The organism is Sphingobacterium alkalisoli, from assembly GCF_005049105.1.
GTDB lineage: Bacteria > Bacteroidota > Bacteroidia > Sphingobacteriales > Sphingobacteriaceae > Sphingobacterium > Sphingobacterium alkalisoli.
Genome location: NZ_SUKA01000001.1, coordinates 419,204 through 445,249 on the forward strand (window position 1 = coordinate 419,204; position 26,046 = coordinate 445,249).

A 26,046-nucleotide genomic window follows, 5' to 3' on the forward strand; every position below is an offset into this window, starting at 1 on the left:
TTCATACAAAGAGATTTATCATATCTTAATTTTTTTGGTTTACTTAATATGGTTATTTAGCAATGTAAAATTATAAAACAAGGGGTCGAAGTACCCATCTTAAATTAATCAAAATAGGTATATAAATCGTTCAATATAGAGGAGGAATTCGAGCGATTTGTATGTTTTATCGGTTATGAGGCTGGTCATTAAGAAAAAATCATGTCCAAAATTTGATAAGAAGCGTCGTATCATATTACTTACTTTTACGTTGTTATTCTTACTTTTGCGAGGTTAACATTTGCCAATATAAAGCCCTTATATTTGAAACGAATATTATTTGTTGTTTTTACCCTGTCTTTGGTAGTGCGAATATGTGCTCAGAAACTGGAAATTCAAAAAATTGGATTAGAATCTGGTTTGTCGAACAATTACATCATGGGGATTACACAGGATAAACAGGGCTTTTTATGGTTTTCCACCGAATCGGGATTGAACAGATTCGACGGAAAAAAATTCAGAATCTATAAAAAAAATGATCTTTTAACACCTCTTAGAAGTATCAGCGGGAATGAGTTGAATACCGTATATGCAGACAAGTACGACGACAAGATTTGGACTGCAACACAGCGCAATGGCCTTAATGTTTTTGATTGTCGTACTGAAACGTTCAAACATTACAAAAATAACCCCAATGATCCCAATAGTATTATTACCAATGATATTACAGATATTGTCAATGCTAATGACGGGAATTTATGGATAGCTACATATTATGGCGGCTTTGAATATTTCGACAAGAAAAGCCAGAAATTCACTCATTATAATAGAAGTACTTTACCAGGCTTAATAAGCAATAGTATTTGGTCTATTGTAGAAGATGAAAAAGGAACGGTATATTTAGGTCATGTGTCGCAAGGCATGAGTGTAATTTCCGGGGATAGAAAGACGGTAAAAAATTATAGAAATGATCCGGCTAATCCCAATAGCCTCCCGGGAAATGTCGTAAATGTAGTCTATATAGATAAAAGTGGTAATGTGTGGGTAGGAACAGACAGCGGGCTAGCCTTGTTCGATCCGTCCACGCAGCGCTTCAGAACTTTTAAGCATGCGCCGGGTAATCAACGGTCATTGATAGCTGACCATGTACTTTCAATTACGCAATTGCGTAACGAGGACTTATGCATAGGCACTGAGAATGGAGGGGTAAGTATACTTGATATCAAAACAAATATGTTTTCATCTCCGGAGCAGACAGAATTTCGTAATATAAGTCAGGGGGATGCAGTTTACACATTATCGAATCAAACTATACGTAGGATCTTTCAAGATTCGTTTGATAATATTTGGATAGGTACTTATGGAGGTGGAATTAATTTTATTAGTCATACATCGTCCTTTTTTAACAAGTGGAGTTATAGCCCCATACCCACGATTGAAAACCGTCTCAGCAACAAAACCGCATGGGGAATCTGTTCGGATAAAGATGGTCAAATCTGGGTTGGAACGGATGGTGGTGGAATTGACGTTTTTAGAGAAGACCTAAAAATAAAAGCACTAAATACAGCAAATTCTAACTTAACGGATAACGCGGTTCTAGCTGCTTTTAGAGATTCGAGAAACGATTTATGGTTCGGTACTTTTGAAGGAGGTGTAAATGTCTATGACACTAAAAAAAGTAGGTTAACAGCTTTACCGTTAGCAAGCGTGACTAATGTAAGGTGCTTTTCGGAAGATAAGGATGGCTATATATGGGTAGGCAGTAGCAGTGGTATCCATGTTTTGAATCGAAGTAAAAAGCGGGTAAAGTTCTATACGAAGGAAAACATATACTTGAAGGAAAATCTTGTTCGTAGTTTGTATCACGATGCGTTGGGTCGAATTTGGGTTGGTTTTTTTGGAGGAGGGCTTGCTATCTATAATTCGGATATGCAACTATTGCATGACTTTGATACGAATAAAAATTTACCGTCTAATATGGTCAATTACATTTATGGAGACCGAAGAGGCAAGGTTTGGGTGGGGACCGCCGAGGGACTAGTCTGTTTCACAGAGGAAAAGCAAAACTTTCGTTTTTCTTCTTTTACGGAAAAAGATGGTTTGGCGGACAGCCATATTCGCGGTATCACAGAAGATGGGGAGGGAAATATCTGGGTGAGCACTACGCGTGGAATAAGCTTTCTTCGAGTAAACGATAGTAAAATCTTTAACTACGATCGTCGCGAAGGCGTGCCTCTGGGTGATTTTATGAGTGGGTCGGTTGCTAAGGGGAGAGATAATAAAATCTATTTTGGGTCGAAAGGTGGTGTTTGTTATTTCGATCCTACGAAAATACCTATAAAAATTAATTTGCCACAGACCATTATTACAGATTTTGCTATCTACGATAGTGCATTGGAACCATCAGGAAATATACAGTATCTACCAATAACGCAAAAAATGTTGTTGGATCACGATCAAAGTACTTTTGAAGTTTCCTTCAATATTCTTGATTATTCGCTCCATCAAAGAGTGGAATACAGTTACATGTTAAAAGGATTAAAAGAGGTGTGGTATAACTGTGGTGAACAAAACACGATCACTTTCCGTAATATTCCACATGGAAGCTATACTCTGATGATTAGATCTCGGATTAGAAACCAAGAATGGAGAAACGATGTTAGCGTGCTGGATATCGAGATTGGACCTCCGCTATGGTTAACATGGTGGGCAAAGGTAGTCTACGTGTTTAGTTTCATGGGGTTGCTGTTCTTCGTGCTACGCTTTTACAAGCGTAGACTTGAGCTAGAAAATTCTTTAGTCCTGGAAAAGCAGAATAATCAAAATGAACTGAAGCTTCATCAAGAACGTCTAAGCTTTTTTACAAATATAACACATGAATTACGGACACCATTAACTCTTATTTTGGGGCCGTTAGAAGACCTAAAACTGCAAATGGGAGACTCTAGTGTTTATTTTTCTAAAATAACCACTATTCATAAAAGCGCAAATAGGTTACTTAAATTGATAAACCAAATTTTGGAGTTTCGAAAAGCAGATACGGAAAATAAAGATCTATATATCAAGAAGGATAATTTGGCCATGCTTGTGGAAGAGATTTTTCTGAAATACAGGGCCTTAAATCAAAATGAAAAGCTGTCTTTCGAACTATATGTAGAGAAGGATGAGTACAATCTTCATTATGATCCCGATATCATGACTACTGTGCTAGAAAACTTGATTTCTAATGCGGCTAAATATACATCAGAAGGAAAAATATGTCTTACTCTCAGGCATAACAGAAGTAAAGAATCTAATCTCGTTGAAATTGAGGTTGCCGATACGGGAAGAGGGATACATGCTGATGCACTTCCTCAAATTTTTGACAGTTACTTTCAGGAAAAAGGCAATATGAAGACAGGAACCGGTCTTGGCTTAGCTTTAGTTCGTAAGTTGATACAGTTACACCAAGGTGAAATAACGGTGGAAAGTATGTTGGGTAAAGGATCCGTGTTTAGATTTACGATAGATGCAGATAATCGTTATCCGCATGCGCTTATGTTAACGGATGAGGAATTTAAGGGTGTTGATGAAAAGGCACAGTCCCAAGAGGAGGTGGATTCTCGCGAAATTATACTGGTAATTGAAGATCATGAAGATATTAATGCGTATATCGTCGATTCGTTATCCGATCGCTACACTGTACATCATGCGTTGCATGGAAATGAAGGTCTGGAAAAGGCATATGCGTTAATTCCTGATCTTATAATTAGTGATATCATGATGCCATATTTGGATGGTATTTCATTGATGAAAAAACTTAAAGAAGACGTGCGTACGAGTCACATTCCGATCATTCTTTTGACGGCAAAAGATACTACAGAAAGTCGGATCGAAGGCTATGAAATGGGTGCTGATTCCTTTATTGCTAAGCCGTTTAGTGCTAGATTATTGAAAAGCAGAATCCTTAACATATTCGAATCGAGAAAAAAGCTCTTGCTGGATCTAACCAAAAATGAGAACCTTAAATCTAACGTTCTGCACGCATCCCTAAATCAAATTGACAGAGAGTTTCTGGAAAAAATAAGATTAATAATTGAAGGTAGCATACAGACAGATAGTCTTGACGTGGATTTTATCGCAACCGAATTGTTCATGAGCCATTCTACTTTATATCGGAAAATAAAGGCACTGACGGGAATGACTATTAATGAATTTATTCGGAAGGTTCGGATAAGCCAAGCTGAAAAATTTTTTCTAACGGGTAGATATACCGTTTCTGAGGTCTGTTATATGGTTGGCTTTAATAGTTTACCTTATTTTAGACAGTGCTTTAAAGATGAATTTGGTATGAATCCAACAGATTATATAAAAAAGTTAAAAAAAGAGACATAAAATACCGTTACGTACATTTGTCTAGATTCGTGTTCATGAAAAATTTACAATATTTAAATCAGCCTACTGGCCGCTTTATTCAAGAAGATGGAAGAGCGTATCTTTTTTTTGGCGGTACAGCCTATTTAGGGTTACTCGACAATTCGGATTATATCACACTCTACAAAGAAGGGATAGACAGATATGGGCTCAACAATGGGACTTCTAGAAATAATAATATTCAGCTGGGAATATATGATGAAGCAGAGAACCATACTGCATTACGTTTTGGGTTTGAAGATGCGATCCTACTTTCAAGTGGCTATTTGGCTGCGCAATTGGCAGTAAAAGTCTTTAGCAAGTACGGAGAACTAATTTATGCGCCCGGTACGCATCCTGCGCTGTGGGTTGACGGTGAATCGAACGCAGAGGGCAATTTTGATGATTGGGTAGTTAAAACAGTCAACTATATTAACCATTCTAAAAAAGACGAATTTGTCGTGGTATCCAACGCGCTTGATAACTTAACACCTATGTTATATGATTTTTCAGGTTTTAAAGCCCTAGATGTGCGTAAGAAAGTGATATTTGTTTTGGATGATTCACACGGCATCGGTGTTTTGAAGAAAAATAGTATTTCGATAAACATGGATCTTGCAAATCAGCCTAATCTGAAATTGGTAGTTGTAGCTTCCTTAGCCAAGGGAATGGGGACCGATGCAGGTGTAGTTCTTGGTAGTAAGGAATGTATAGACAATTTGCTGAAGCATCCTATTTTTGGGGGAGCGTCGCCCCCGTCCCCTGCAGGCTTGTATGCGCTTATAAATGGAGAGGCTATTTATGAAGAAGCATTTGATAAATTACACAATAACATTTCTGCGGCTCAGCAACTATTTGCGAGTTTATCTTTCAAAAGCATTCCTCATTTCCCGGTATTTACCTCGGTAGATTCCAGTTTATTCAACTATTTATTGGAGAGCAACGTCTTGATCTCTAGCTTTCCGTATCCTTTTTTAACAAGTCCGCTATTGAACCGCATAGTAATCTCGGCTTTGCATGAGGAGGCGGATTTCCGTCACATTGCTGCTACCGTAAAAGCGAAGTTGTAATAAATGTTTGACAGTCAGTAAAATAATAGTAACTTTGCAGACATTTTTGAGGGGTCCACGCATTGGTAAAAAAGTTAAATGTTTGAGAATGAAAATTTTCAGTATTAAAAATAGAGAAAAATATTTTCAAAGCTCATTTAAAAAAGATACTTTTGCATCCCCAAATGATGGGATGAGCGAGAATAAATAATTACAGTATAAATAGATATGACTAAAGCAGAAATTATTGCGGAAATCTCTACCAAGACGGGTTTAGAGAAGGTAGACGTTCAAGAGACAGTAGAGGCGTTCTTCAAAGTTGTTAAAAATGCAATGATTGGAGGAGAAAATGTTTATGTTAGAGGTTTTGGAAGTTTTGTGGTAAAAAAGAGAGCTGAAAAAACAGCACGTAATATTTCCAAAAACACAGCAATTATCATCCCCGAACATTTCGTTCCAAGTTTTAAACCAGCAAAAGTTTTTGTTGAAAAAGTGAAAACTGGAAATAAAGCAAAAAAATAAGCGTAAATTCGTCCCATGCTTAATGCCAAACAAATAGTAGTCATTGTGTTTATAGTCACCTTAATGGGTGTTCTATTAGCACGTCCTATTAAAGGCTTGGTCGACGGAGAGAAGGAAACAACAACTGCGTCTTCGAATTCTACCGAATCCATGTATAATTTGAAAAATGTTTCGGATATTGCGAAGCAGAGTATCAATTCTTCACTCGCCCAGGATATCGCCGAGATAGAGGATAAAGTGGAAGAAGCTACTGGGGAAGAGAAAATTTCATTATTGCAAGAACTGGCAAATAAGTGGGATGATGTAGCAAAGGATGCTCCTCAGGGATTTATTTACACCGAAATGGCTAAGATTGCACCTAAATTTGACTATTGGTTGAAAGCAGGTGATTCTTACCGGGCAGCGTATACTAATTTGCAAGATACGGTGATGGCGACAGCTTTAAATCAGTTGGCTATTCAATCGTATGAAAAGTCATTGGAATTAGACGCAAACAGTTTATCTGCAAAAACCGGCCTTGGGGCAGCTTTGGTGACAGGGTCTAATAATCCTATGTCAGGTATCGCATTACTCCAGGAAGTGGTTAAAACGGAGCCAAAGAATATCGAAGCGAATAGAACGTTGGGTTTGTTTTCATTACAATCACAACAGTATGATAAAGCTATTGAGCGCTTCAAAACTGTAGTAGAAATGCAGCCTGATGCGGAGTCATATTTTTACTTAGCGACAGGATATGAAAAAATTGGGTTGAAGACAGAGGCTATTACTGCGTTTCAGAAAAGTAAGGAAATGGCAGCAGATCCAACTCTCTCTCAATACATTGATCGTCAGATCGAAGCATTGAGCAAATAATTAACAGAATTTATTTACATCATTTTTAAAAACATTAAAGCTATGCCAAGCGGAAAAAAAAGAAAAAGACACAAAATGGCTACTCACAAGCGTAAAAAACGTTTAAGAAAAAATAGACACAAGAAAAAATAACTTCTTGTTGCTAATAGTCAAATGAAGTTTTAAACCTTCAAGACATGGTACAATCTATGACAAAGCAGCTTGTTTTAGCATAGATTGTATTTTTCATTAAGCGAGTTTTATGTTTCATAAGGGATTTGAATAGTGCGCGAGGCATTATCTCCCATAATTTTAGTAGCTGTTGGTAAAGGAATTAATTATCGATTCAACTCCTGAAAAAGGAGTTACTATTGCTTTACTACAGGACAAGCAACTTGTTGAGCTCAATCGAGAACAAGCGGGAAGTAATTTTGCTGTTGGAGATATATATCTTGGACGCATAAAAAAAATTATGCCTGGCTTGAATGCGGCATTCGTAGATGTAGGTTACGAAAAAGATGCGTTCTTGCATTATCTGGACTTGGGACCTCAGGTGCAATCGTTGCTTAAACTGACTCGAATAGTAAAGAATGGCAGTTATCAAGAGAAACTGCTCAATAGTTTGAAACTTGAAAAGGATATCGATAAGGCAGGAAAAATTTCGGATATTTTATCCCGAAACATGATTTTACCGGTACAGATAGCCAAAGAACCTATATCTACAAAAGGCCCGCGCTTAAGTTCGGACCTGTCCATTGCAGGACGATTTGTAGTGTTGGTACCGTTTTCAAGTTCGGTTTCTATTTCAAAAAAAATCAAAGCCAGCGCTGAGCGAAGTAGATTGAAAAAAATTGTAGAAAGTATTAAAACTGCAAATTTTGGAGTCATCATACGTACAGTGTCGGAAGGTAAAGGAGTTGATGAACTTCAAAAGGATCTTCTAGATTTGATTTCTAAATGGGAACTGTTTACTAAGCGCCTTAAAACTGTAGAACCACCGCAAAAAATATTGGGTGAAATGGATAGAGCTTCTACCATTGTACGCGATCTTTTAACGGATGAGTTTACAAATATATATGTTAATGATCCTGTTATTTATGAAGAAACAAAATCATACATTCAGGAAATTTCACCAGAACTGGAAAAGATAGTTAAGCTTTATAAACATAAAGAACCTATTTTTGATCACTATGGTGTTGAAAAACAAATTAAGGCGTCTTTCGGCAAGACGGTTAATTTACAGGGAGGTGCATATTTGGTTATTGAACATACTGAAGCCTTGCATGTCATCGATGTAAATAGTGGTAACCGCATTGCGAATAAAGAAAACCAGGAAGATAATGCACTTTTAGTAAACAAAGAGGCAGCAAAAGAGATCGCAAGACAATTGCGATTGCGTGATATGGGAGGTATAGTCGTTATCGACTTTATCGACATGCACAAAGCGCCGAATCGGAAAGAGTTGTATACGTTCCTGAAAGAATGTATGAATGAGGATAGAGCTCGACATACCATTCTTCCTCCAAGTAAGTTTGGTCTCGTACAGATAACGCGTCAGCGTGTACGACCCGAAATGAGCATCGTAACAAGCGAAAAATGTCCAGCTTGTGATGGTACAGGAGAAATAAGATCAAGCATCGTGTTGTTTGATGATATAGAAAATAATTTGAGTTTTATTCTCGAAGAGCAAAACGAAAAAGGTATTACCTTATGTGTACATCCTTATATCGACGCCTACATTAAGTCGGGTTTTATCTCAAGAAGAATCAAATGGTTTTTTAAATACGGCAAATGGATAAAGGTAAAGTCTATACAGTCGTATTACTTAACAGAGTTTCATTTCTTTAATGCAAAAGAAGAGGAAATAAAGTTATAATAAAGAGATTGAAAAAGGGAATTCAAATTTTGAATTCCCTTTTTTTTAGCCTAGATTAAGCTCTTTTTCTTTATTGATTAAATTGGCGATACTAGTGTCGTTTAATATCTGAAGCATCGCATTCCGCACCTCTACAAAGGTGTCTCTAATACCACAAGCATGCTCTTCAACGCATTCTTCGCAAGAGCGATAGAAATTGAGGCTCACGCAAGGCAGCAATGCGATGGGGCCATCAATCAAACGCATCACTTGCGATAAAAAGATGTCTTCAGGGGCTTTATTTAAGCTGTATCCGCCGCCTGCGCCTTTCTTGGAATATAAAATTCCAGCATTTCTCATTTCTAAAAGAATTTGCTCTAAGAACTTTTTGGGAATACGTTCTTCTTCTGCAATTTTTATAATCTGTATCGGCTCCTGACCGTAGTTTCGACCTAGTACCATCAGGGCTTTTATAGCGTATTTAGTTTTCTTAGAAAGCATAATAATTCCTCTTAACCGTCAAAAATACATAATTTAAAGCGCTAAAAAAAATTATTGCCCGAGTACTTCTGTGATCGGCTTTCCGATATTTCCATTGGGTTCCATAATATGTAATAGAGCGGATAGTGTCGGTGCAATGTCTACAATATGTATCTCTTTGTTGCTTACGCCGGGTTTAATTCCCCAGCCCATGAATATCAAGGGGATGTGGGAGTCATACGGTGACCAGACACCATGAGTTGTACCTGTACCTCTAGGTGTTCCTGAATACCATTGCGGTTCGGTGATTAGTTGAATTGCACCGCTTCTTTTGCGATGATATCCGTTGATTATCTTTTCCCGAAGTGGAGCCGGTATGAACATGTTTTCTCCATCTTCCATGTCGACCACGTATGCTATTCCATCCACTTTCTTTAAATTTTTGATAATGACTTTCTTTACTAGATTTGCATCCAGTCTTAGCGAATCAATGAGTGTATAATTAAGATGTACCTGGTAGTTCAACAAACTATTGACCATCTTATTGGCGCCAAATTCTGCCTCCAGTTCAGCATTTAGATCACGTAAGATTTGACGCGAGAATAAATATCCGCCGCTACCTTTTTGATCCGTGAAATATAGAGGATTGTAAGAGGCTGCATGATCCGCCGTTAGAAAGAATGTGTAATTTCCTTTACCTACTGTTTTGTCTAAATAACTTAGAAAATCGGCGATATCTTGATCCAGTCGTAGGTAGGTGTCCTCGATTTCTACGGCGGAAAGGGAATAGCGGTGCCCGACATAGTCTGTTGCGGAAAGGCTAACACATAAAAAATCTGTATTCTTACTTGGATTAGCTCCTAAATTTTCATTTTCAATAGCCTTTTTTGCAAAGTCTAACGTAAATGTATTGCCTTGAGGTGTTGTTTTTATCATCTCCAAGCCTGCATCTTTCATCAGCTCGGAGGTTTTTCGCGGAAAACCAGAAGTACGTTCGCCAGCCCATTTTCCCTCGTATATATTGTCGTCTTCTATACTATTTGTTTGATAACTTTCGATGGGATAGAGTGTAGTCCAATCCTGCTTTAGATATCTATCTGCTAACTTTTCGTTGTTGAAGGCAGTCACCCACTTTGGGAGCTCCTCCATATAAAATGTGCTCGAAATCCAGTCTCCTGACTTACTTTCAAACCAATAGGCGGCATCTGCAAAATGACCCGCAGGTAAAATACCTCCTCTGTCTTTTATCGAGATACCGATTACCTTTGATTTAAAATTAGTCGCTAATTTTAACTGATCTGTGATTGTCGACGCCAATAGATTTCGTGGCGACTGTTGGCCTTCCTTTTCTATTGTACCTACACCCTTTACATTGTCATCCTGTGTACAATACATCTGTTGGCCAGTAGCCTGTATAATCCAGTCATTACCCGAAATACCATGTATCGACGGAACAGATCCTGTGTATACTGAGCTGTGTCCAATTGCTGTGTAGGTAGGAATATAGTTGATGATCGTATTTTCACAGGAGAAACCTTCTTTCAAAATTCTTTTGAATCCTTTGTCTCCATATCGGTCGGCAAAACGATAGAGGTAATCCCAACGCATTTGGTCTACCATAAGTCCAACAACAAGTTTAGGGCGTTTGACCTGTGCACTTGAAACAGAACAGATTGCTAGATGCAAGAACAGTAATACAAAACAAAGCTTTTTCATAGGAAATTTGTATTATGCCAAGTTAGGCTTTTAAATGGCTTATCAGAAATTGTCCGGTAAAAGATTCTTTACAATCTGCTAGTTTTTCAGGTGTGCCTACACATACGACATTTCCTCCTTTGTCACCTCCCTCAGGCCCAATGTCGATCACCCAATCTGCGGACTTGATCATATCCATATTATGCTCAATAACCAATATACTATTACCCAAAGCAATCAATTGATCGAACGATTTTAATAGTTTTTCAATGTCGTGGAAGTGTAAGCCTGTGGTGGGCTCGTCAAAAATAAACAGTGTTTTCTTTTGATTGTTGCCTTTAATAAGGAATGATGCTAGCTTAATCCGTTGCGCTTCGCCACCTGAAAGGGTACTCGATGATTGGCCCAGTTTGACATACCCTAAGCCTACATTTTGTAATGGCTGTAATTTGGCCATAATTTTTGGTTGATCTCCAAAAAAGGAAAGTGCTTCCTCAACGCTTAAGTCTAAGATAGCAGCTACCGATTTTTCTTTATATTGTACATCCAGAACGTGCTGTTTAAAACGTTTTCCGTCGCAGGCCTCGCAGGGCAATACAATGTCTGCCATGAATTGCATCTCTATTTTTACTTCGCCATCCCCTTGGCATACATCACAACGGCCACCTTCCACGTTGAACGAGAAGGCTGAAGGTTTTAATCCATTAGCTTTAGCTGCGGGAAGATTTGAATAGAGGGCGCGGATTTCATCCCAGGCTTTTACATAGGTCACTGGGTTAGATCGAGAGGATCGTCCTATTGGATTTTGATCTACCATTTCTACCTGCTCAATTTGTTCAAAGTCGCCTTCAAGTGCATCAAAAATGCCAGTTTGTTCGCCGGAATAATTTCCAATCGCTTTTTGCAATGCGGGGAAAAGAATACGTTTTACGAGAGAGGTTTTCCCAGATCCCGAAACGCCCGTCACTACGGTGAATACATTTAGGGGAAAGTCCACGTCTATACCTTTTAAGTTATTCTCTCGTGCACCTTTGACCCGAATAGCATCCGTCCATTTGCGACGACTTTTAGGAATAGGGATATTTAATTTGCCACTTAAATATTTTCCGGTAAGGGAATGTTTATCTTTTAGTATTTGAGGATAATCTCCAGCAAAGATCAGCTCTCCGCCGTTGATTCCCGCCTCTGGACCGATATCAATTAAGTAATCTGCTGCTTCCATCATTTCTTGTTCATGTTCTACCACAATCACGGTATTACCTACATCACGAAGAGATTTAAGCACACTGATCAGCTTTTGCGTATCACGGGGATGAAGGCCTATGCTGGGTTCATCTAGGACATAGATGGAACCTACAAGCGAACTGCCCAGAGAGGTGGCCAGATTAATACGTTGGGATTCCCCGCCCGACAACGTATTGCTCAGCCGGTTTAACGTCAAATAACGCAGACCAACATCGCACAAAAATTGGATCCTGTTCAGTATCTCTGCGAGTAGTCTCTTTGCAATAATCTGTTCATTTTCCGCGAGAGTTAGATCTTGAAAAAACTCAAGAGCTTTGTCTATTGGCATCAGAACGATATCGATGATCGATTTACCTTCTACCTTCACAAAAGAAGCATCTTTACGTAGGCGGGTACCTTTGCACTCCGGACAATCTGTTTTCCCCCGGTAGCGTGATAGCATGACGCGATATTGTATTTTATAGGTCTGTTCTTCTAGTTCTTTAAAAAACAGATCCAGCCCACTAAAATAACTATTTCCTGTCCACAATAGATTTTGTTGATCGGCTGTTAGATCGCCATAGGCCCGATGAATAGGGAAGTCGAACTTGATAGCAGTTCGGACTAATTTTTCTAACCAAATCCCCATTTTTTCGCCTCGCCAAGGAGCGATGGCACCATCATATACCGATTTACTTTTATCAGGGATAACTAGATCGGGATCGATGCCAATAATTTTGCCGTATCCTTCGCATCTGCGGCATGCGCCAAAGGGATTGTTAAAGCTAAAGAAATTGGCTGTGGGGATTTCGAAAGTGATTCCATCTAGCTCAAATTTATCGGAGAAGGAAAGGCGCTTACCATCAATTTCAATAGCACAGGAACCCTTTCCTTCAAAGAAGGCCGTTTGCACGGAATCCGCTATGCGGTGGATCGTGTCATCTTCTTTATCCAATCGGATACGGTCTATCACAATCTCTACCTCACCATCTTTAACCTGTTTATTTGGTACGCCCTTATCTTCAAGTAGAGACTCAATCTTCTGCATCTCCCCTTTAAAAACTATACGTATAAATCCTTTTTGGAGTAGCAATGAAAGTTCTTCTTTCAGTTTTCGTTCATTTAATGGGATAAGTGGACTTAAGATCGTAAGTGTACTGTCGATAGGATAACTTATAAGCGTATCTACAATGGATGAAACGGTATCCTTTGTCACTTCTCTCCCGGAAATAGGAGAAAATGTCTTACCTATCCGTGCAAAGAGTAATTTTAAGTAATCGTATATTTCTGTCGAAGTACCTACCGTAGAACGTGGATTGCTTGTAATAACTTTCTGCTCAATGGCGATAGCCGGGGCGATGCCTTTGATATAGTCTACCTCGGGTTTATTCATACGCCCCATGAATTGACGCGCATAAGAGGAAAGGCTTTCGACGTAACGCCTTTGGCCTTCTGCGTATAGGGTGTCAAATGCTAAGGAAGACTTTCCAGAGCCTGACATTCCTGTAATGACTACAAGTTTATTTTTTGGAATATCGACATCAATATTTTTCAGGTTATTGACACGAGCGCCTTTTATTTGAATATATGATCGTACGTTGTTTTCTGCTTTTTTTTGCATAGCCCACAAAGCTAGATAAATTGTGTCTGATATGCAATTTAAGGGATCGGTATATCTTGCGATTGTATAATACGTAAATTATTGCATTACATGCCATTTCGATGTAACAATATCTTCTTACCTTCGACATATAGTATATTATGTATTCCAATCTCGAAGCAGAATTTATCAATCAACTGGAGGAGCATCAAAACATCCTTCATAAAATCTGTAAATTATATACAGGTGATATGAATTCGCATAAAGATTTGTTTCAAGAGATGACAATACAATTATGGAAGTCCTATCCATCGTTTAGAGGTGATTCCAAGTTTACAACCTGGGCTTATCGGGTTGCCTTAAATACTGCCATTTCTCTTTACCGAAATAAAAAACGTAATGTTCCGACCGTACAGTGGGATAATTCGCTTCACAATATTCGGTACGAAGAGTACGATACCAGGCAAGAAGAACAATTACGGTCGTTGTATCGGGCAGTGCAGGAGCTTAACGATATAGAGAAGGCTTTGGTATACATGTATCTGGAGGATAAAGACTATGCGGAGATTTCCGAAACATTAGGAATCAGTGAGGTAAATGCCCGGGTAAAGATGAACCGCATCAAAACAAAATTGAAGAACATGCTAAGTACAAAAGGAGGTGCATAATGGATGAATTAGATGTGTTAAAACAGCACTGGAATAAAGACAATAATTTCCCGAAGATCAATCGGGAGGAAATCAGAGAAATGCTTCATAAGAGTTCTTCTTCTATTGTAAAATGGATTTTTGCAATCAGTTGTCTGGAGTTCTCAGCCGGAATCCTACTCAATTACCTCTCCCGAAAATATTGGCGAGAGGGCCCCAATGCCCTTTGGGAAGATGTCGTATATGTGTTTTATTATGTAGTCCTTTTGATTTTCATTATACTTTTCTTTAAAAAGTATAAAAATATCAAAGCCGAAAAGAACACAAAAAAATTAACGGAGGATATTATTGCCACCCGGAAATTAGTACAACAGTATATCTATGTCAATTTTTTTGTTATTACGGTCGAGTTTATACAGGGTATGTGGGATGGCTGGCATAATATCGCAGATACCACGGTACGCGATGGCGCACCAACTTGGGTCGAATATAGCTTATTTATTGGTATTATGCTCGTTTTGGCGGCAATTCTTTTCTCGCTAATTGCATTGTTTTATTACCTCCTGTATATACGGCTTACGAAGAAGCTCCATAAAAATTACAAAGAGCTCATTCAACTGGATCACTGATTTTCATTCTCTTTCCATATCCTCAAGAAGTTAAGCCCCATGATCTTCGCGATGTCATCTTGGGAGTATCCTCGTTCGAATAACGCCTTCGTAAGATTTGGGAACTTGGAAACATCTTCCAGTCCTTGAGGTGGAGATTCAATTCCGTCAAAATCAGAACCAATCGCGACGTGGTCTATGCCCACCTTACGGACCAAATAGTCGATATGGTCTAACAAGGTTGACAAGGAAGCATTGGCTTCATGTTGTAAATTAGTTGGTAACTTCCCGTATTGTCGGGTTACGGAAAGCGTATAATCTCCTTGTTCGCCAAAATGTGTTTGATACAATTTTTGTACCCGATCTTCGTACGTAACATCTAAAAAACCAGAATAGAAGTTAACCCCTACCACTCCACCATTTTGCTTCAAAGCTTCAAGTTGCTTATCGTCCAAATTCCGTGAATGCGGTGTAAGGGCCGCCGCATTGCTATGTGATACCAATACGGGTTTAGTCGAAATACGCATAACATCATAAAACGTCTTCTCACCCGCATGCGATAGGTCGATCATCATACCGAGCTCATTCATTCTACGGATGATACGTTCCCCATGTTCCGAGAGTCCCTTGCCCTTGTCTGATTTTGTTAACACTTCTACCGCTGCAGCTGTAGCCCAAGGTAGATTATAATTCCAGGTGAGGGTAAGGTAGCGAGCGCCCCGCTCATACAATTTTTCTAAATTGGCGATGCTCTCCTCAATCATATTTCCACCCTCTATACCAATTACAGCGGCAATCTTACCTTCGCCGATAATACGATCAATATCTGCTGTATATTTTGCTAATACAATTTTATCCGGATTTTTACTCAATACCTTTTTGAGGGCATCCAGTTGGTCATTAGCGTGCTTGAAAGCGTTGGTTTGCCACTTTTTATCATCGGACCACACTGCGAAAAATTGTACATCAACACCCCCTTCTATCAATCGCGGAATGTCTGTATGTCCCGTAGTAAGACGATTGCTTATATCATGACCCGGTAATATAGATTCTATAATCACATCGTTATGCCCGTCGACCACGATTAAATCACGATGGATGGTTTTGAAATCTTGTGCCTGTAAACTATAGCTCGTGAGTATCAACCCCATACAAAACCACTTCTTCATTTATTTTTCTTCGTTAATTGTTTCATAAATAACATCCTGAATGCGACTTCGGATGTTTAGTTCATATAGTTTTCCCGTCACCTGCGGATGTACCCGATTAGAAAGAAATATATACACCAATTGATGTTTTGGATCGATCCATATACAAGTTCCGGTATAACCGGTATGACCGTAGACAGAAGAGTTCGCCAATTTGGAAGGATATTCCTTTTTCAGATCCGGATCAGCTCTGTCAAAACCCAATCCCCTACGACTAGATTGCGATTGATTGGAAGTAAACAAATCTACCGTTTCGGGTTTGAAATAACGAACCCCGCCATATTCTCCCCGATTTAACAACAACTGACCATATATTGCCAGATCATTGGCCGTGGCAAACAACCCTGCATGACCCGCTACACCTCCCGCCATGGCAGCTCCTTCATCATGGACATAGCCCTGCAACAGCACTTTACGAAAAGCCGTATCATGCTGGGTGGGAACGATGCGCGATTTATCAAAGCGGGTTCTTGGGGTATAGCCAGCAGTTTTCATCCCGATAGGTTTATATAAGAAATCCTGTACGAATTCTTCCATCGGGGTACTCGTTTCGTGTTCTGCAATTTCTTTCATCACATACATGCTGATATCCGAATATACATAATTTCCAGTGGGCTTCACGGCTGAATTAAGCATCTCAGGCCACATCACATTCTGGTAATAATTATTTTTCAGGAAGGCATTATCGGCTACTTTGACCTGATGGTCAGAATCTTCATACGATTGCAGATCGCCCGGTTTTAAATTACGGTAGAAAGGGATAAAAGGCGTAAAACCCGCCTCGTGCAGCAGTACCGATCGTGTCGTGATGTCTGCTTTGTTCGTCGTTTTGGCCTGGCCCAAGTAATGTCCAATTGTACTATCCAGATGAATAATGCCCTGTTCCTGCAATGTCATAACGACGGGCGTGGTACCTGCAATTTTGCTTATAGATGCCAGATCAAAAATATCGTCAACAGCCGTTGCTTGCTTACTTTCATAAGTATGTGAGCCATAAGCTTTCTCAAAAATAACCTGCCCACTTTTTAGGGCCATTACAACCAGTCCCGGAGCAGCATGCTTGCTAATCGCTTCTTTTGCTATGGCATCTATTCTGGTTGTCATCTTCGAAATATCCAATCCCGAACTTTCTCCTGCTGCATACTGAATGCGGGTTTGTTCCGTTTTCAATTTCCCTTCGGTGAGAGCCAAACCGCCAAAAAGGGACATCGCCGCATTTCGCTGAGATGTGGCATCGATACCCGGAGATACAAGTTTGGTAAATCCCGATTGGGAGGCAGGAGAGGTCCATGGGTTCTCCAGCGGAGCAGATTCCTTAAATAGAGACAAGATCACGTGCTTTCTATTTACTGCAGACTGTTGCAATAGTGCCGCGAGATCACTCCTTAGCTCCCTTTCTGTGGCAGCTACAATGATTGTATTAAAATATTTGGTGTTCTCTTCGTACATGTTAAAGTCGAAAACACTTACCTCGGCATATTTTTGTACCTGTTCCACGAATGGAATATATTTTCCCTTTACTGGAGTTACCACAGCTATTTTTAGCTTGTCTAGACGCTGAAGGGGAATAATATTTCCACTATTCTGTACCAATGTAGTTCTATTTACGATTGTTTGTTTGTATTGCGCAGACAGGTCTACAGTGCTTACAAAGATACTGACCAGTGTGAGTAGTAGAGATAAAGGACTTGTTGTTTTCATAATTTCGTTTCTTGAAGTAAATTTAGTAATAAAAGCGCATAAAACCGCATGTTTTTTGCTTCTTATAATCTCTCGTCTTAGTATCTATTTCAGAGGAGTCCATCAGTTATTTCGTTTGGTTTGTAAATTCAACCCATTTTAGCTAAGTTTGGTTATGCCGGAGGTTGTTGACAGCAAAACCATTTTTTCTTTATTAGAGGTAACACGCAGTATTCAGAAAACAATTGCGGACCGCTATAAGAATTTGTATTGGATCAAAGCCGAAATGAATAAATTGAACCATTATTCACACTCCGGACATTGCTATCCTGAATTGGTTGAAAAGAAAGACGGAAAAATAGTTGCTGAAATACGCTCAATCCTTTGGAAAACCGATTTTCAACGCATCAATCAACAGTTTATCAAGCTGCTTAACGAGCCATTGCGGGATGGCATTACCATGCTATTTCAAGCCGGCATCTCGTACGATCCCATGTATGGCTTAAGCCTTCGAATCGTCGATATTGATCCCACATTTGTATTGGGAGAACTCGAGCGCGAGAAAAAGGAAAGTATCCTGAAGCTACAGCAAGAAGGTATTTTCGATACCAATAAAAAGCTACCCTTTCCAGCAGTTCCCAAGCGCTTGGCTATTATTTCTGTCGAGACGAGTAAAGGCCTATCCGATTTTTACAAAATCATTAATAACAATCCCTGGGGATATCGCTTCGAAACAACCTTATATCCAGCGCTCTTACAAGGAGATAAATCAATTCCTTCTATTATCAAACAGCTCAGTCTGTTAGCCGAGTGCACGGATAAATATGATGCGGTTGCCATTATCCGGGGAGGAGGGGGCGAAGTCGGTCTGTCCAGCTACAACAATTACTTACTTGCCAAAGCCATTGCGATATTCCCATTACCTGTATTAACAGGTATCGGTCATTCGACAAATGAAACGGTAAGTGAAATGGTCGCGTATAAAAATGCAATAACACCCAGCGAGCTAGCTGATTTTTTAATCCAAAAATTTCACAACTTCGCGATCCCGTTGGATCAATCCCAGGAGAAACTCGTTTATTTTTCCAAACAGCATTTTTTACGGGAGCGAAATGCAATTGCACATTCGATGCAACAGATTAGTTGGAGCAGTAAAAATAAAATTGCTTCTGAAAAACATGGGGTACTCATACTTACACAGCGTTTGCAATTCTTTAGTGATCAATTTTTAAGGGAGAAGCAGACGAGCCTCGAACATCTCGATCGACTCGTTAAATTAGCCGATCCTACACAATTATTAAAAAGAGGGTTTAGTATTACCCGAATGAATGGAAAAATTGTCACCCATATCAGCCAATTACAAATGGGTGATCGAATCGAAACTATTTTTATAGACGGAAAAATCACCGGCACAGTTACACATAAAGAAGGAGATCATGGCCAATAGTTATACCTATACAGACGCTTTTGAGGAGCTGCAAATCATCGTGGCTGAAATAGAAACAGGGAAAGTCAATGTAGACGAACTTTCCGAAAGAATAAAACGGGCCTCTCAATTAATTGCGGTATGCAAAACGAAACTCACTGCCACAGAAGCAGAAGTAGACAAGCTATTAGCAGAACTTACCGAAGAGCTTCCGCAATCGGATTCCGAACCGCCGGAAGAAGGGTAGTGTTTAAGTTTTATCCTTAAAGCGCTTCATTTTTTAGTATTTTCGTACGATGGCAAAATCAAAATCAGCTTACTTCTGTCAATCCTGTGGCTATGAATCCGCAAAATGGCTTGGACAGTGCCCTTCTTGCAAACAATGGAATTCTTTTGTAGAAGAAGTTGTTGAAAAATCCAATTCCAAAGTACCGGAGTGGCGAAGTACGTCCGCCTCTTCCAAAAGAGCTAATAAAGCTGCGATCATACATGAAATCGTTTACCAGGACGAACATCGGCTGGCCACGCCTGATAAAGAATTCAATCGGGTGCTGGGAGGGGGTATAGTCCCGGGGTCGCTCGTACTGATCGGAGGAGAACCCGGTATCGGTAAATCCACGTTGATGCTACAGCTCGCGTTAAATATACCGCAGGTCAAAACCCTATATATATCGGGAGAGGAAAGTGAGCAACAGATAAAAATGCGGGCCGAGCGGTTGGTACAGCATTCCAAAGCTAATTGCTATATTCTCACAGAGACCTCTACCCAGAATATATTCAAGCAGATTGAGATTATTGAGCCTAATATTATTGTTATTGACTCTATTCAGACACTGCATTCGGCACAGATCGAATCGGCACCCGGTTCAGTCTCCCAGGTTCGTGAATGTACAGCAGAATTGTTACGCTTTGCCAAAGAAACTAGTACACCTGTATTTATTGTAGGGCATATTACCAAAGATGGTGCTATTGCAGGGCCAAAAGTGTTAGAACATATGGTCGATACGGTGCTGCAATTTGAAGGAGACCGTCATCATGTGTATCGGATCCTCCGTTCTGTAAAAAATCGTTTTGGATCTTCTTCTGAACTGGGCATTTATGAAATGCAGGGGTCTGGATTGCGCGAAGTATCCAATCCATCCGAAATTATGATGTCTCAACGGGAAGAACCGGTTAGCGGCGTAGCCATTGCGGCAATGTTGGAGGGCATCAGGCCGTTGATGATCGAAGTACAGGCCTTGGTAAGTAATTCTGCGTTTGGAACACCACAGCGTACCACTACAGGCTTTGATGCGAAGCGATTGAGTATGCTGTTGGCGGTGTTGGAAAAGCGATTTGGATTTCGGTTAAGTGCGCAGGATGTATTTTTAAATATAGCCGGAGGCATTCGGGTAGAAGATCCCGCAATAGATTTGGCCGTTATAGCGGCTCTGATATCTTCTCAGCAGGACATACCGTTGCCAACCAATGTCACATTTGCAGGTGAGGTTGGTTTATCCGGAGAAATCCGAGCTGTTAACCGTATAGAACAGCGTATAGCCGAAGCCGAAAAACTAGGTTTTGACGGTATATTTATTTCCAAATACAATGTAAAAGGATTGGATGTCAAAAAGTATGATATAGCTGTCCGTCCAATGGCTACGTTAGAGAATCTATTCAGTGCCTTATTCGGGTAGTGATTTGTTGCCCTTGCTGTTTAATCTGATTTCGATCTCGTCACTGCCAGGAGGTACGACGCGGCAGTCTTTAAGGTCATGTTGTCCTTAGTCTTTGCTGCTTCATCCTTAATCTTTAACCCAGTCCTATTTCAACACCTCCCTTAGCTTATTTTTTAGCGCCTCTCCATGAATGTTCTTCGCGATGATAATTCCTTCAGGATTCACCAGCACATTCTGCGGAATTGCTTTAATACCATAAGTCTGTGCAGCTCCGCTGTTCCAATACTGCAGATCTGAAATATGTTTCCAAGTCAGCTTATCGTCTTCGATTGCCTTTTTCCACGGTTCGAATTCTCTATCCAGCGAAACACCCAATATCTCGAAATTTTTGTCTTTGAATTCGGCATATGTAGCGACTAGATTGGGGTTCTCTGCCCGACAAGGAGGACACCATGAAGCCCAAAAGTCCACCAATACATACTTACCTTTCAGATCTTGTAGCGAATACGGTTCGCCATGTAAATCTAGCTGCGTAATGCCCGGCGCCTTTTTTCCAACCGAACTCTTCTTTAGCGCATCCAAATAACGTTCGAAGATTTTACCTTCAGTGGATTTTCTTACCTTTTTATCTAAACCTTTAAACAGCACCTTTAACTCCTTATAATCTGGATCATACCCTCCTGCCCGTTGAATTAAGCGGATTGTTGCAATTTCGGTTGGTTTATCTTTTATTTGTGCCACGAGTTCCTCTTTTGACTGGGCAAATAAAAGAACCGGAATCATTAGCAATAGGGATAATAGTAATCTAATCATGTCATTAAAATTTATGTAAAGATAAACATATCTATGAACAACTCCTTCTCTTCCAAGCTTCCCGAAACCACTGTGAGTATCTTTTCACAGATGACAGCCCTTTCCAATGCGCATGGTGCCGTTAATTTATCACAGGGATTTCCTGATTTTCCGGCCGACCCAGAATTGATCAACCTTGTGACTGAATATATGCACCAGGGGTTTAATCAATATGCACCGATGCCCGGAATAATGGAACTTCGACAGGCCATTGCCAATAAACTGGAATACCTGTACCGTGTACAAGTAAATCCAGAAACCGAAATTACCATCACCTCAGGAGGTACACAAGCACTTTTTACGGCGATAGGTACCGTGGTGCACCCCGGAGACGACGTGATCATTTTCGAACCCGCGTACGATTCGTATAAACCCAGTGTGGAAGTCTTTGGCGGAAAAGTAATTCCGGTTCGCTTACAGGCTCCTGCATTTCAGATTGATTGGGATGAAGTAGAAAATTTGATTTCAGATAAAACAAGGCTTATTATCATCAATAATCCGAATAATCCAACAGCAACCGTACTGAAACAAGAAGATTTAGTCGCTTTAGAACGGCTTATAGCCAACCAGAATATCTATGTATTGAGTGATGAGGTGTATGAACATATTATATATGATGGACGGGTTCATCAAAGTGTGATTCAATATCCTGGTTTACGGGATAAATCGTTCCTAGTAGCTTCTTTCGGTAAGCTGCTGCACACCACAGGATGGAAATTAGGCTATATCATTGCGCCCCCATTGCTCACCATCGAATTCAGAAAAATTCATCAGTTCAATGTGTTTTCTTCGAATACGCCGATGCAATATGCCGTTGCGCGCTATTTGGGTCAGCAAGAAAGGTATTTGAATCTATCGTCCTTCTTCGAAAAAAAGAGAGATCTCTTAGTGATCGGGTTACAAGAAACCAGATTTAATATTTTGCCCAGCCAAGGTACATATTTTCTGTTAGTAGACTACTCCAATATCAGCGATCAAGACGAGTTATCTTTTGCCCAATATATCACCAAAGAACACAAAGTCGCGATGGTTCCGGTTTCCGCATTTTATTCCAAAGCCTATAATCAGCAGCTCTTGCGAATCTGCTTTGCTAAAAAAGAGGAAACGTTAGTTTCTGCAATTCAGCATCTAAAAGAATTATAAGATAGACAAACGGTTGCGGAGACGAAAAACGCAAGAAACCGCAAAAAAAATAAGAGTTTATTGATAAAACGAGGTTTTTATTTCTAAATTTGTTATTCACGTTCTAAATTATTATTCCTTATCAATGGCAAGATTAAATTTGTTAGAGGAAACTCGTTTTGAAAAAGTACCTGTAAAGGTATATCCAGATCAAGATGCTGCCTCATTAGATGTTGCAAGACGTATTGCTACCATTATCAAAGAAAAGCAAGAAAAGGGTGAAATCGCTGTATTGGGTTTAGCCACAGGGGCGACGCCGATCAAAGTCTACAAAGAGCTGATTCGTCTTCACAAAGAAGAAGGGTTGAGTTTTAAAAATGTAGTGACTTTTAACTTGGATGAATACTATCCAATGCAGCCGACAGCCGATCAAAGTTATGTTCAGTTTATGGACAAACAGTTATTTGATCACATCGACATTCCAAAAGAAAATATCAATATTCCCGATGGAACGCTGACATTGGAAGAAGTGCCCGCGTTCTGTGAAGGATATGAGCGAAAAATATCTTCTTTTGGCGGATTAGATATTCAGATTCTCGGTATCGGACGTACAGGTCACATCGGTTTTAATGAACCAGGATCTGCGCCCAATTCAGGCACACGTCTTGTTACGTTAGATGATTTGACGCGAAGAGATGCATCCCGTGATTTCGGAGGTAAGGAAAATGTACCGACCAAAGCGATTACCATGGGTGTGGGTACTATTTTCAAAGCCAAAGAAATTATTTTGATGGCATGGAACGAGAAGAAGGCAGAGATAGTGAAAAAAGCCATAGAAGGAGATATTTCTTCCGATATTCCGGCCACTTATCTACAATTATCCGATCATGTAGAATTTATTTTAGATCAAGATGCGGCGTCCTTGCTGACACGCTTTGATCTACCTTGGTTGGCTGAAGATGTAATCTGGACGGAAACGCTAGCAAAAAAAGCCGTTGTATGGCTGTCATTACACTTGGACAAAGCCATCCTAAAGCTCACCGATGATGACTATAATAATCACGGTATGGCACAGCTCGTAACTGAACAAGGACCAGCTTATAATATCAATATTCGTATTTTCAATGAATTACAACGTACCATTACAGGATGGCCCGGAGGTAAGCCGAATGTGGATGATAGTAGCCGTCCAGAGCGTGCCGAACCCGCACGTAAGAATGTATTGTTGTTCTCACCACATCCAGATGATGATGTGATCTCGATGGGAGGTACCTTCATCCGCTTAGCCGATCAAGGACATAATGTTCATGTTGCTTATCAGACTTCCGGTAATACAGCCGTGTGGGATGATGATGTATTGCGTTACCTGGAATTTGTTATGGATTTTGCACATGCCATTGCCGATGATAACGGTACTACGCGTAAAGTGTACGAAGAAGCGAGAGAATTTTTTAAAACAAAGCAACCAAACCAGGTTGATCCCGAAATCATTCGTATCACGAAAGCATATATCCGTAAAGGAGAAGCCATTGCGGGGGCTCGGTTTGTAGGGCTTCCTGACGAAAATATACATTTTCAGGCGCTTCCATTCTATGATAGAGGTAAATTTTCAAAAGAGGTATCTTACGAAGATGATATTCAGCAAACCATAGAATTGCTTCGCAAGGTAAAACCACACCAAGTTTTTGCTGCCGGTGATTTTGCTGATCCACATGGAACACATAAAGTATGTTTCGATATATTATTTGAAGCCTTACACCGCTTATCGAAGACCGATGAATGGACGAAAGACTGTTGGTTGTGGTTGTACCGTGGTGCATGGCATGAATATCCAATTCATGAAATAGAGATGGCTGTACCACTTTCGCCACAAGAGGTAAAACGCAAACGTTTAGCCATATTCAAACACCAGTCACAAAAAGATCTTCCGGTTTTCCCGGGTGATGATCCACGTGAATTCTGGGTGCGTGCCGAAGACCGCACCAGCGATACCGCAAGCCTATACCATAAGTTGGGTCTTGCCAATTACGAAGCGATCGAAGCATTTGTACGTTGGAAATTTGATTAAAATTTTTTTTTCTCAAAAAGGAAGAGAGCTACTTTAAATTAGGTAGCTCTTTTTTATAATTTCATCCGAGAATAGTTTTTATCTATCGAGGCCAAATCCACACTATTCGATATGACTAAAAGGGATATGTTCTCGTTATTATTATACAAAAACAACGGAGAATGCTAAGCTTTCGAATCCCAAAACAGATAGGATGGTTTCGTGGAATATTAAGAATGCATATTTTAATGAATTCGGAATAAAGCCAAAATATTTTTTAAAAGCAGTAGTAAAGTGTGTCGCATGTTTATAACCCGTTAATCGAGCAACATCCGATATACGGTGCTTTCCGGTCATGATCAGCTTTTTGGCATACAGCATTTTTGTTTCCAGGGTAAAGCTCATCACCGTTTTCCCGACATGCAGCTTGAAATATTTTTTTAGGTACTGTTCATTCGTACCTATCATTTTTGCAAGGTCGCCTATGCTGTGGTTTTGGGTGAGGTCTTCCTGAATGATTTTTTTTGCCTCAATGACCTTATCCAGCAGTTGGTCTTTAACGATAGCTTTATTTTCTGACAGCAGTATTTCCATCTGCAAGGCCAGGGCCTCTAGTAATAGGCTTTGGGTTTTGATGCTACTCAGCAGGTCTTCACTGGTATACAGCGCTGCGACGCGTTGCTTGATCAGATCGATACGGCTGTTGGTTCGGATTACCCAGATGTCGGAAGAAAGCAGTAACCCCGCATTATGGTGTACGTCAAGGTATTCCTTGGGGATAATGAATGCCATGATTTTTGCATTTTCTTTTATCGTAGAAATATCGAGCAGCTGTCCTGTCGTTACAAGATGGACGTTTGTATAATCGCATGCTACCGAATATTGCCGGTTACCTACGGCATAAGAACATGGAGCATGTCCTTCGATACAGAATATATTTAAGTAGCCTGATATAGGTAGTATAAGTTCAGATACAGTACTTCCATTCCAAATGCCATATTGCATAACAGCGCTCAACTCAGAGAAGAAGCTGTTTGCTAACAAAGGCGTCGTAAATTCTGAAAATGAATCGTTATTATCTAGTGGAGTCATCTTACTACCTTGATTGATGGTCTGGTCTTAATAGATGTTATTTAGACTTGTTCCAAGCTGTATGCAAACGTAATGAAAA

Annotated in this window: 19 protein-coding genes; 12 read left to right on the forward strand and 7 right to left on the reverse strand. The window is 39.9% G+C overall.

The features are described 5' to 3' along the window. Positions 1-303 precede the first annotated feature (303 nt). The 5 genes from FAZ19_RS01590 to FAZ19_RS01610 all read left to right on the forward strand — a co-directional run bounded on the left by FAZ19_RS01590 (position 304) and on the right by FAZ19_RS01610 (position 8,649). The gene (locus FAZ19_RS01590) at positions 304-4,353 is read left to right on the forward strand and encodes a hybrid sensor histidine kinase/response regulator transcription factor (protein ID WP_136818846.1); all 4,050 of its coding nucleotides are present in this window, start codon (positions 304-306) and stop codon (positions 4,351-4,353) included. Positions 4,354-4,388: 35 nt separating this feature from the next. Further along, positions 4,389-5,441, forward strand: a complete 1,053-nt coding sequence (locus FAZ19_RS01595) for a pyridoxal phosphate-dependent aminotransferase family protein (protein WP_136818847.1) — start codon at positions 4,389-4,391, stop codon at positions 5,439-5,441. A 207-nt stretch (positions 5,442-5,648) separates the two neighbouring features. Then, on the forward strand, positions 5,649-5,942 hold the full coding sequence (locus tag FAZ19_RS01600; protein ID WP_136901777.1) for an HU family DNA-binding protein: 294 nt from the start codon (positions 5,649-5,651) through the stop codon (positions 5,940-5,942). Positions 5,943-6,005: 63 nt separating this feature from the next. Next, entirely contained in the window at positions 6,006-6,794 is a 789-nt protein-coding gene (locus FAZ19_RS01605; RefSeq protein ID WP_229707308.1) for a tetratricopeptide repeat protein, read from the forward strand. A gap of 301 nt (positions 6,795-7,095) precedes the next feature. Further along, positions 7,096-8,649 carry an Rne/Rng family ribonuclease gene (locus FAZ19_RS01610; RefSeq protein WP_136818849.1) on the forward strand — a complete coding sequence of 518 codons (1,554 nt, stop codon included), beginning with the start codon at positions 7,096-7,098 and terminating at the stop codon, positions 8,647-8,649. A 45-nt stretch (positions 8,650-8,694) separates the two neighbouring features. Here the strand turns inward: FAZ19_RS01610 and FAZ19_RS01615 are convergent, their stop codons facing one another. The 3 genes from FAZ19_RS01615 to uvrA are packed head-to-tail and all read right to left on the reverse strand — an operon-like array spanning position 8,695 to position 13,648. Further along, a complete protein-coding gene (locus FAZ19_RS01615; protein WP_136818850.1) occupies positions 8,695-9,129 on the reverse strand; it encodes an RrF2 family transcriptional regulator in 435 nt (144 codons plus the stop codon). A gap of 51 nt (positions 9,130-9,180) precedes the next feature. Continuing rightward, positions 9,181-10,824, reverse strand: a complete 1,644-nt coding sequence (pafA, locus tag FAZ19_RS01620) for an alkaline phosphatase PafA (RefSeq protein ID WP_136818851.1) — start codon at positions 10,822-10,824, stop codon at positions 9,181-9,183. A gap of 22 nt (positions 10,825-10,846) precedes the next feature. Further along, positions 10,847-13,648, reverse strand: a complete 2,802-nt coding sequence (uvrA, locus tag FAZ19_RS01625) for an excinuclease ABC subunit UvrA (RefSeq protein ID WP_136818852.1) — start codon at positions 13,646-13,648, stop codon at positions 10,847-10,849. A gap of 140 nt (positions 13,649-13,788) precedes the next feature. Here uvrA and FAZ19_RS01630 point away from each other — a divergent pair, with 140 nt between their 5' ends. Beyond that, on the forward strand, positions 13,789-14,295 hold the full coding sequence (locus FAZ19_RS01630) for an RNA polymerase sigma factor (protein ID WP_136818853.1): 507 nt from the start codon (positions 13,789-13,791) through the stop codon (positions 14,293-14,295). Beyond that, positions 14,295-14,903, forward strand: a complete 609-nt coding sequence (locus FAZ19_RS01635) for a hypothetical protein (protein WP_136818854.1) — start codon at positions 14,295-14,297, stop codon at positions 14,901-14,903. Before FAZ19_RS01630 ends, FAZ19_RS01635 begins: the two co-directional genes overlap by 1 nt. Here FAZ19_RS01635 and FAZ19_RS01640 read toward each other — a convergent pair. Then, the gene (locus FAZ19_RS01640) at positions 14,897-16,051 is read right to left on the reverse strand and encodes a dipeptidase (protein WP_136818855.1); all 1,155 of its coding nucleotides are present in this window, start codon (positions 16,049-16,051) and stop codon (positions 14,897-14,899) included. The two genes, FAZ19_RS01635 and FAZ19_RS01640, sit on opposite strands and share 7 nt — an antisense overlap. Beyond that, positions 16,052-17,791, reverse strand: coding sequence for a serine hydrolase domain-containing protein (locus FAZ19_RS01645; RefSeq protein ID WP_136818856.1), 1,740 nt, complete (start codon positions 17,789-17,791; stop codon positions 16,052-16,054). It lies immediately after the preceding gene. A gap of 154 nt (positions 17,792-17,945) precedes the next feature. On the opposite strand from FAZ19_RS01645, the gene xseA reads away from it, so the two are divergent. Genes xseA through radA form a run of 3 tightly spaced genes read left to right on the forward strand, consistent with a single transcriptional unit; the run spans position 17,946 to position 20,872 of the window. After that, a complete protein-coding gene (gene xseA / locus FAZ19_RS01650) occupies positions 17,946-19,217 on the forward strand; it encodes an exodeoxyribonuclease VII large subunit (RefSeq protein WP_136818857.1) in 1,272 nt (423 codons plus the stop codon). Next, positions 19,207-19,443, forward strand: coding sequence for an exodeoxyribonuclease VII small subunit (gene xseB / locus FAZ19_RS01655; protein WP_136818858.1), 237 nt, complete (start codon positions 19,207-19,209; stop codon positions 19,441-19,443). The genes xseA and xseB overlap by 11 nt, the downstream gene beginning before the upstream one ends. Before the next feature lie 49 nt (positions 19,444-19,492). Then, complete coding sequence (gene radA / locus FAZ19_RS01660) at positions 19,493-20,872, forward strand: DNA repair protein RadA (protein ID WP_136818859.1); 1,380 nt, start codon at positions 19,493-19,495, stop codon at positions 20,870-20,872. A gap of 126 nt (positions 20,873-20,998) precedes the next feature. Here the strand turns inward: radA and FAZ19_RS01665 are convergent, their stop codons facing one another. Continuing rightward, a complete protein-coding gene (locus tag FAZ19_RS01665; protein ID WP_136818860.1) occupies positions 20,999-21,667 on the reverse strand; it encodes a TlpA family protein disulfide reductase in 669 nt (222 codons plus the stop codon). A gap of 33 nt (positions 21,668-21,700) precedes the next feature. Between FAZ19_RS01665 and FAZ19_RS01670 the strand changes: the two genes are divergently transcribed. Then, positions 21,701-22,849 (forward strand): methionine aminotransferase, encoded by a 1,149-nt coding sequence (locus FAZ19_RS01670; RefSeq protein ID WP_136818861.1) that lies wholly within the window; start codon positions 21,701-21,703, stop codon positions 22,847-22,849. A 124-nt stretch (positions 22,850-22,973) separates the two neighbouring features. Next, complete coding sequence (nagB, locus tag FAZ19_RS01675) at positions 22,974-24,896, forward strand: glucosamine-6-phosphate deaminase (RefSeq protein WP_136818862.1); 1,923 nt, start codon at positions 22,974-22,976, stop codon at positions 24,894-24,896. A gap of 141 nt (positions 24,897-25,037) precedes the next feature. Here the strand turns inward: nagB and FAZ19_RS01680 are convergent, their stop codons facing one another. Then, complete coding sequence (locus FAZ19_RS01680) at positions 25,038-25,967, reverse strand: helix-turn-helix transcriptional regulator (protein WP_136818863.1); 930 nt, start codon at positions 25,965-25,967, stop codon at positions 25,038-25,040. Positions 25,968-26,046: the final 79 nt, after the last annotated feature.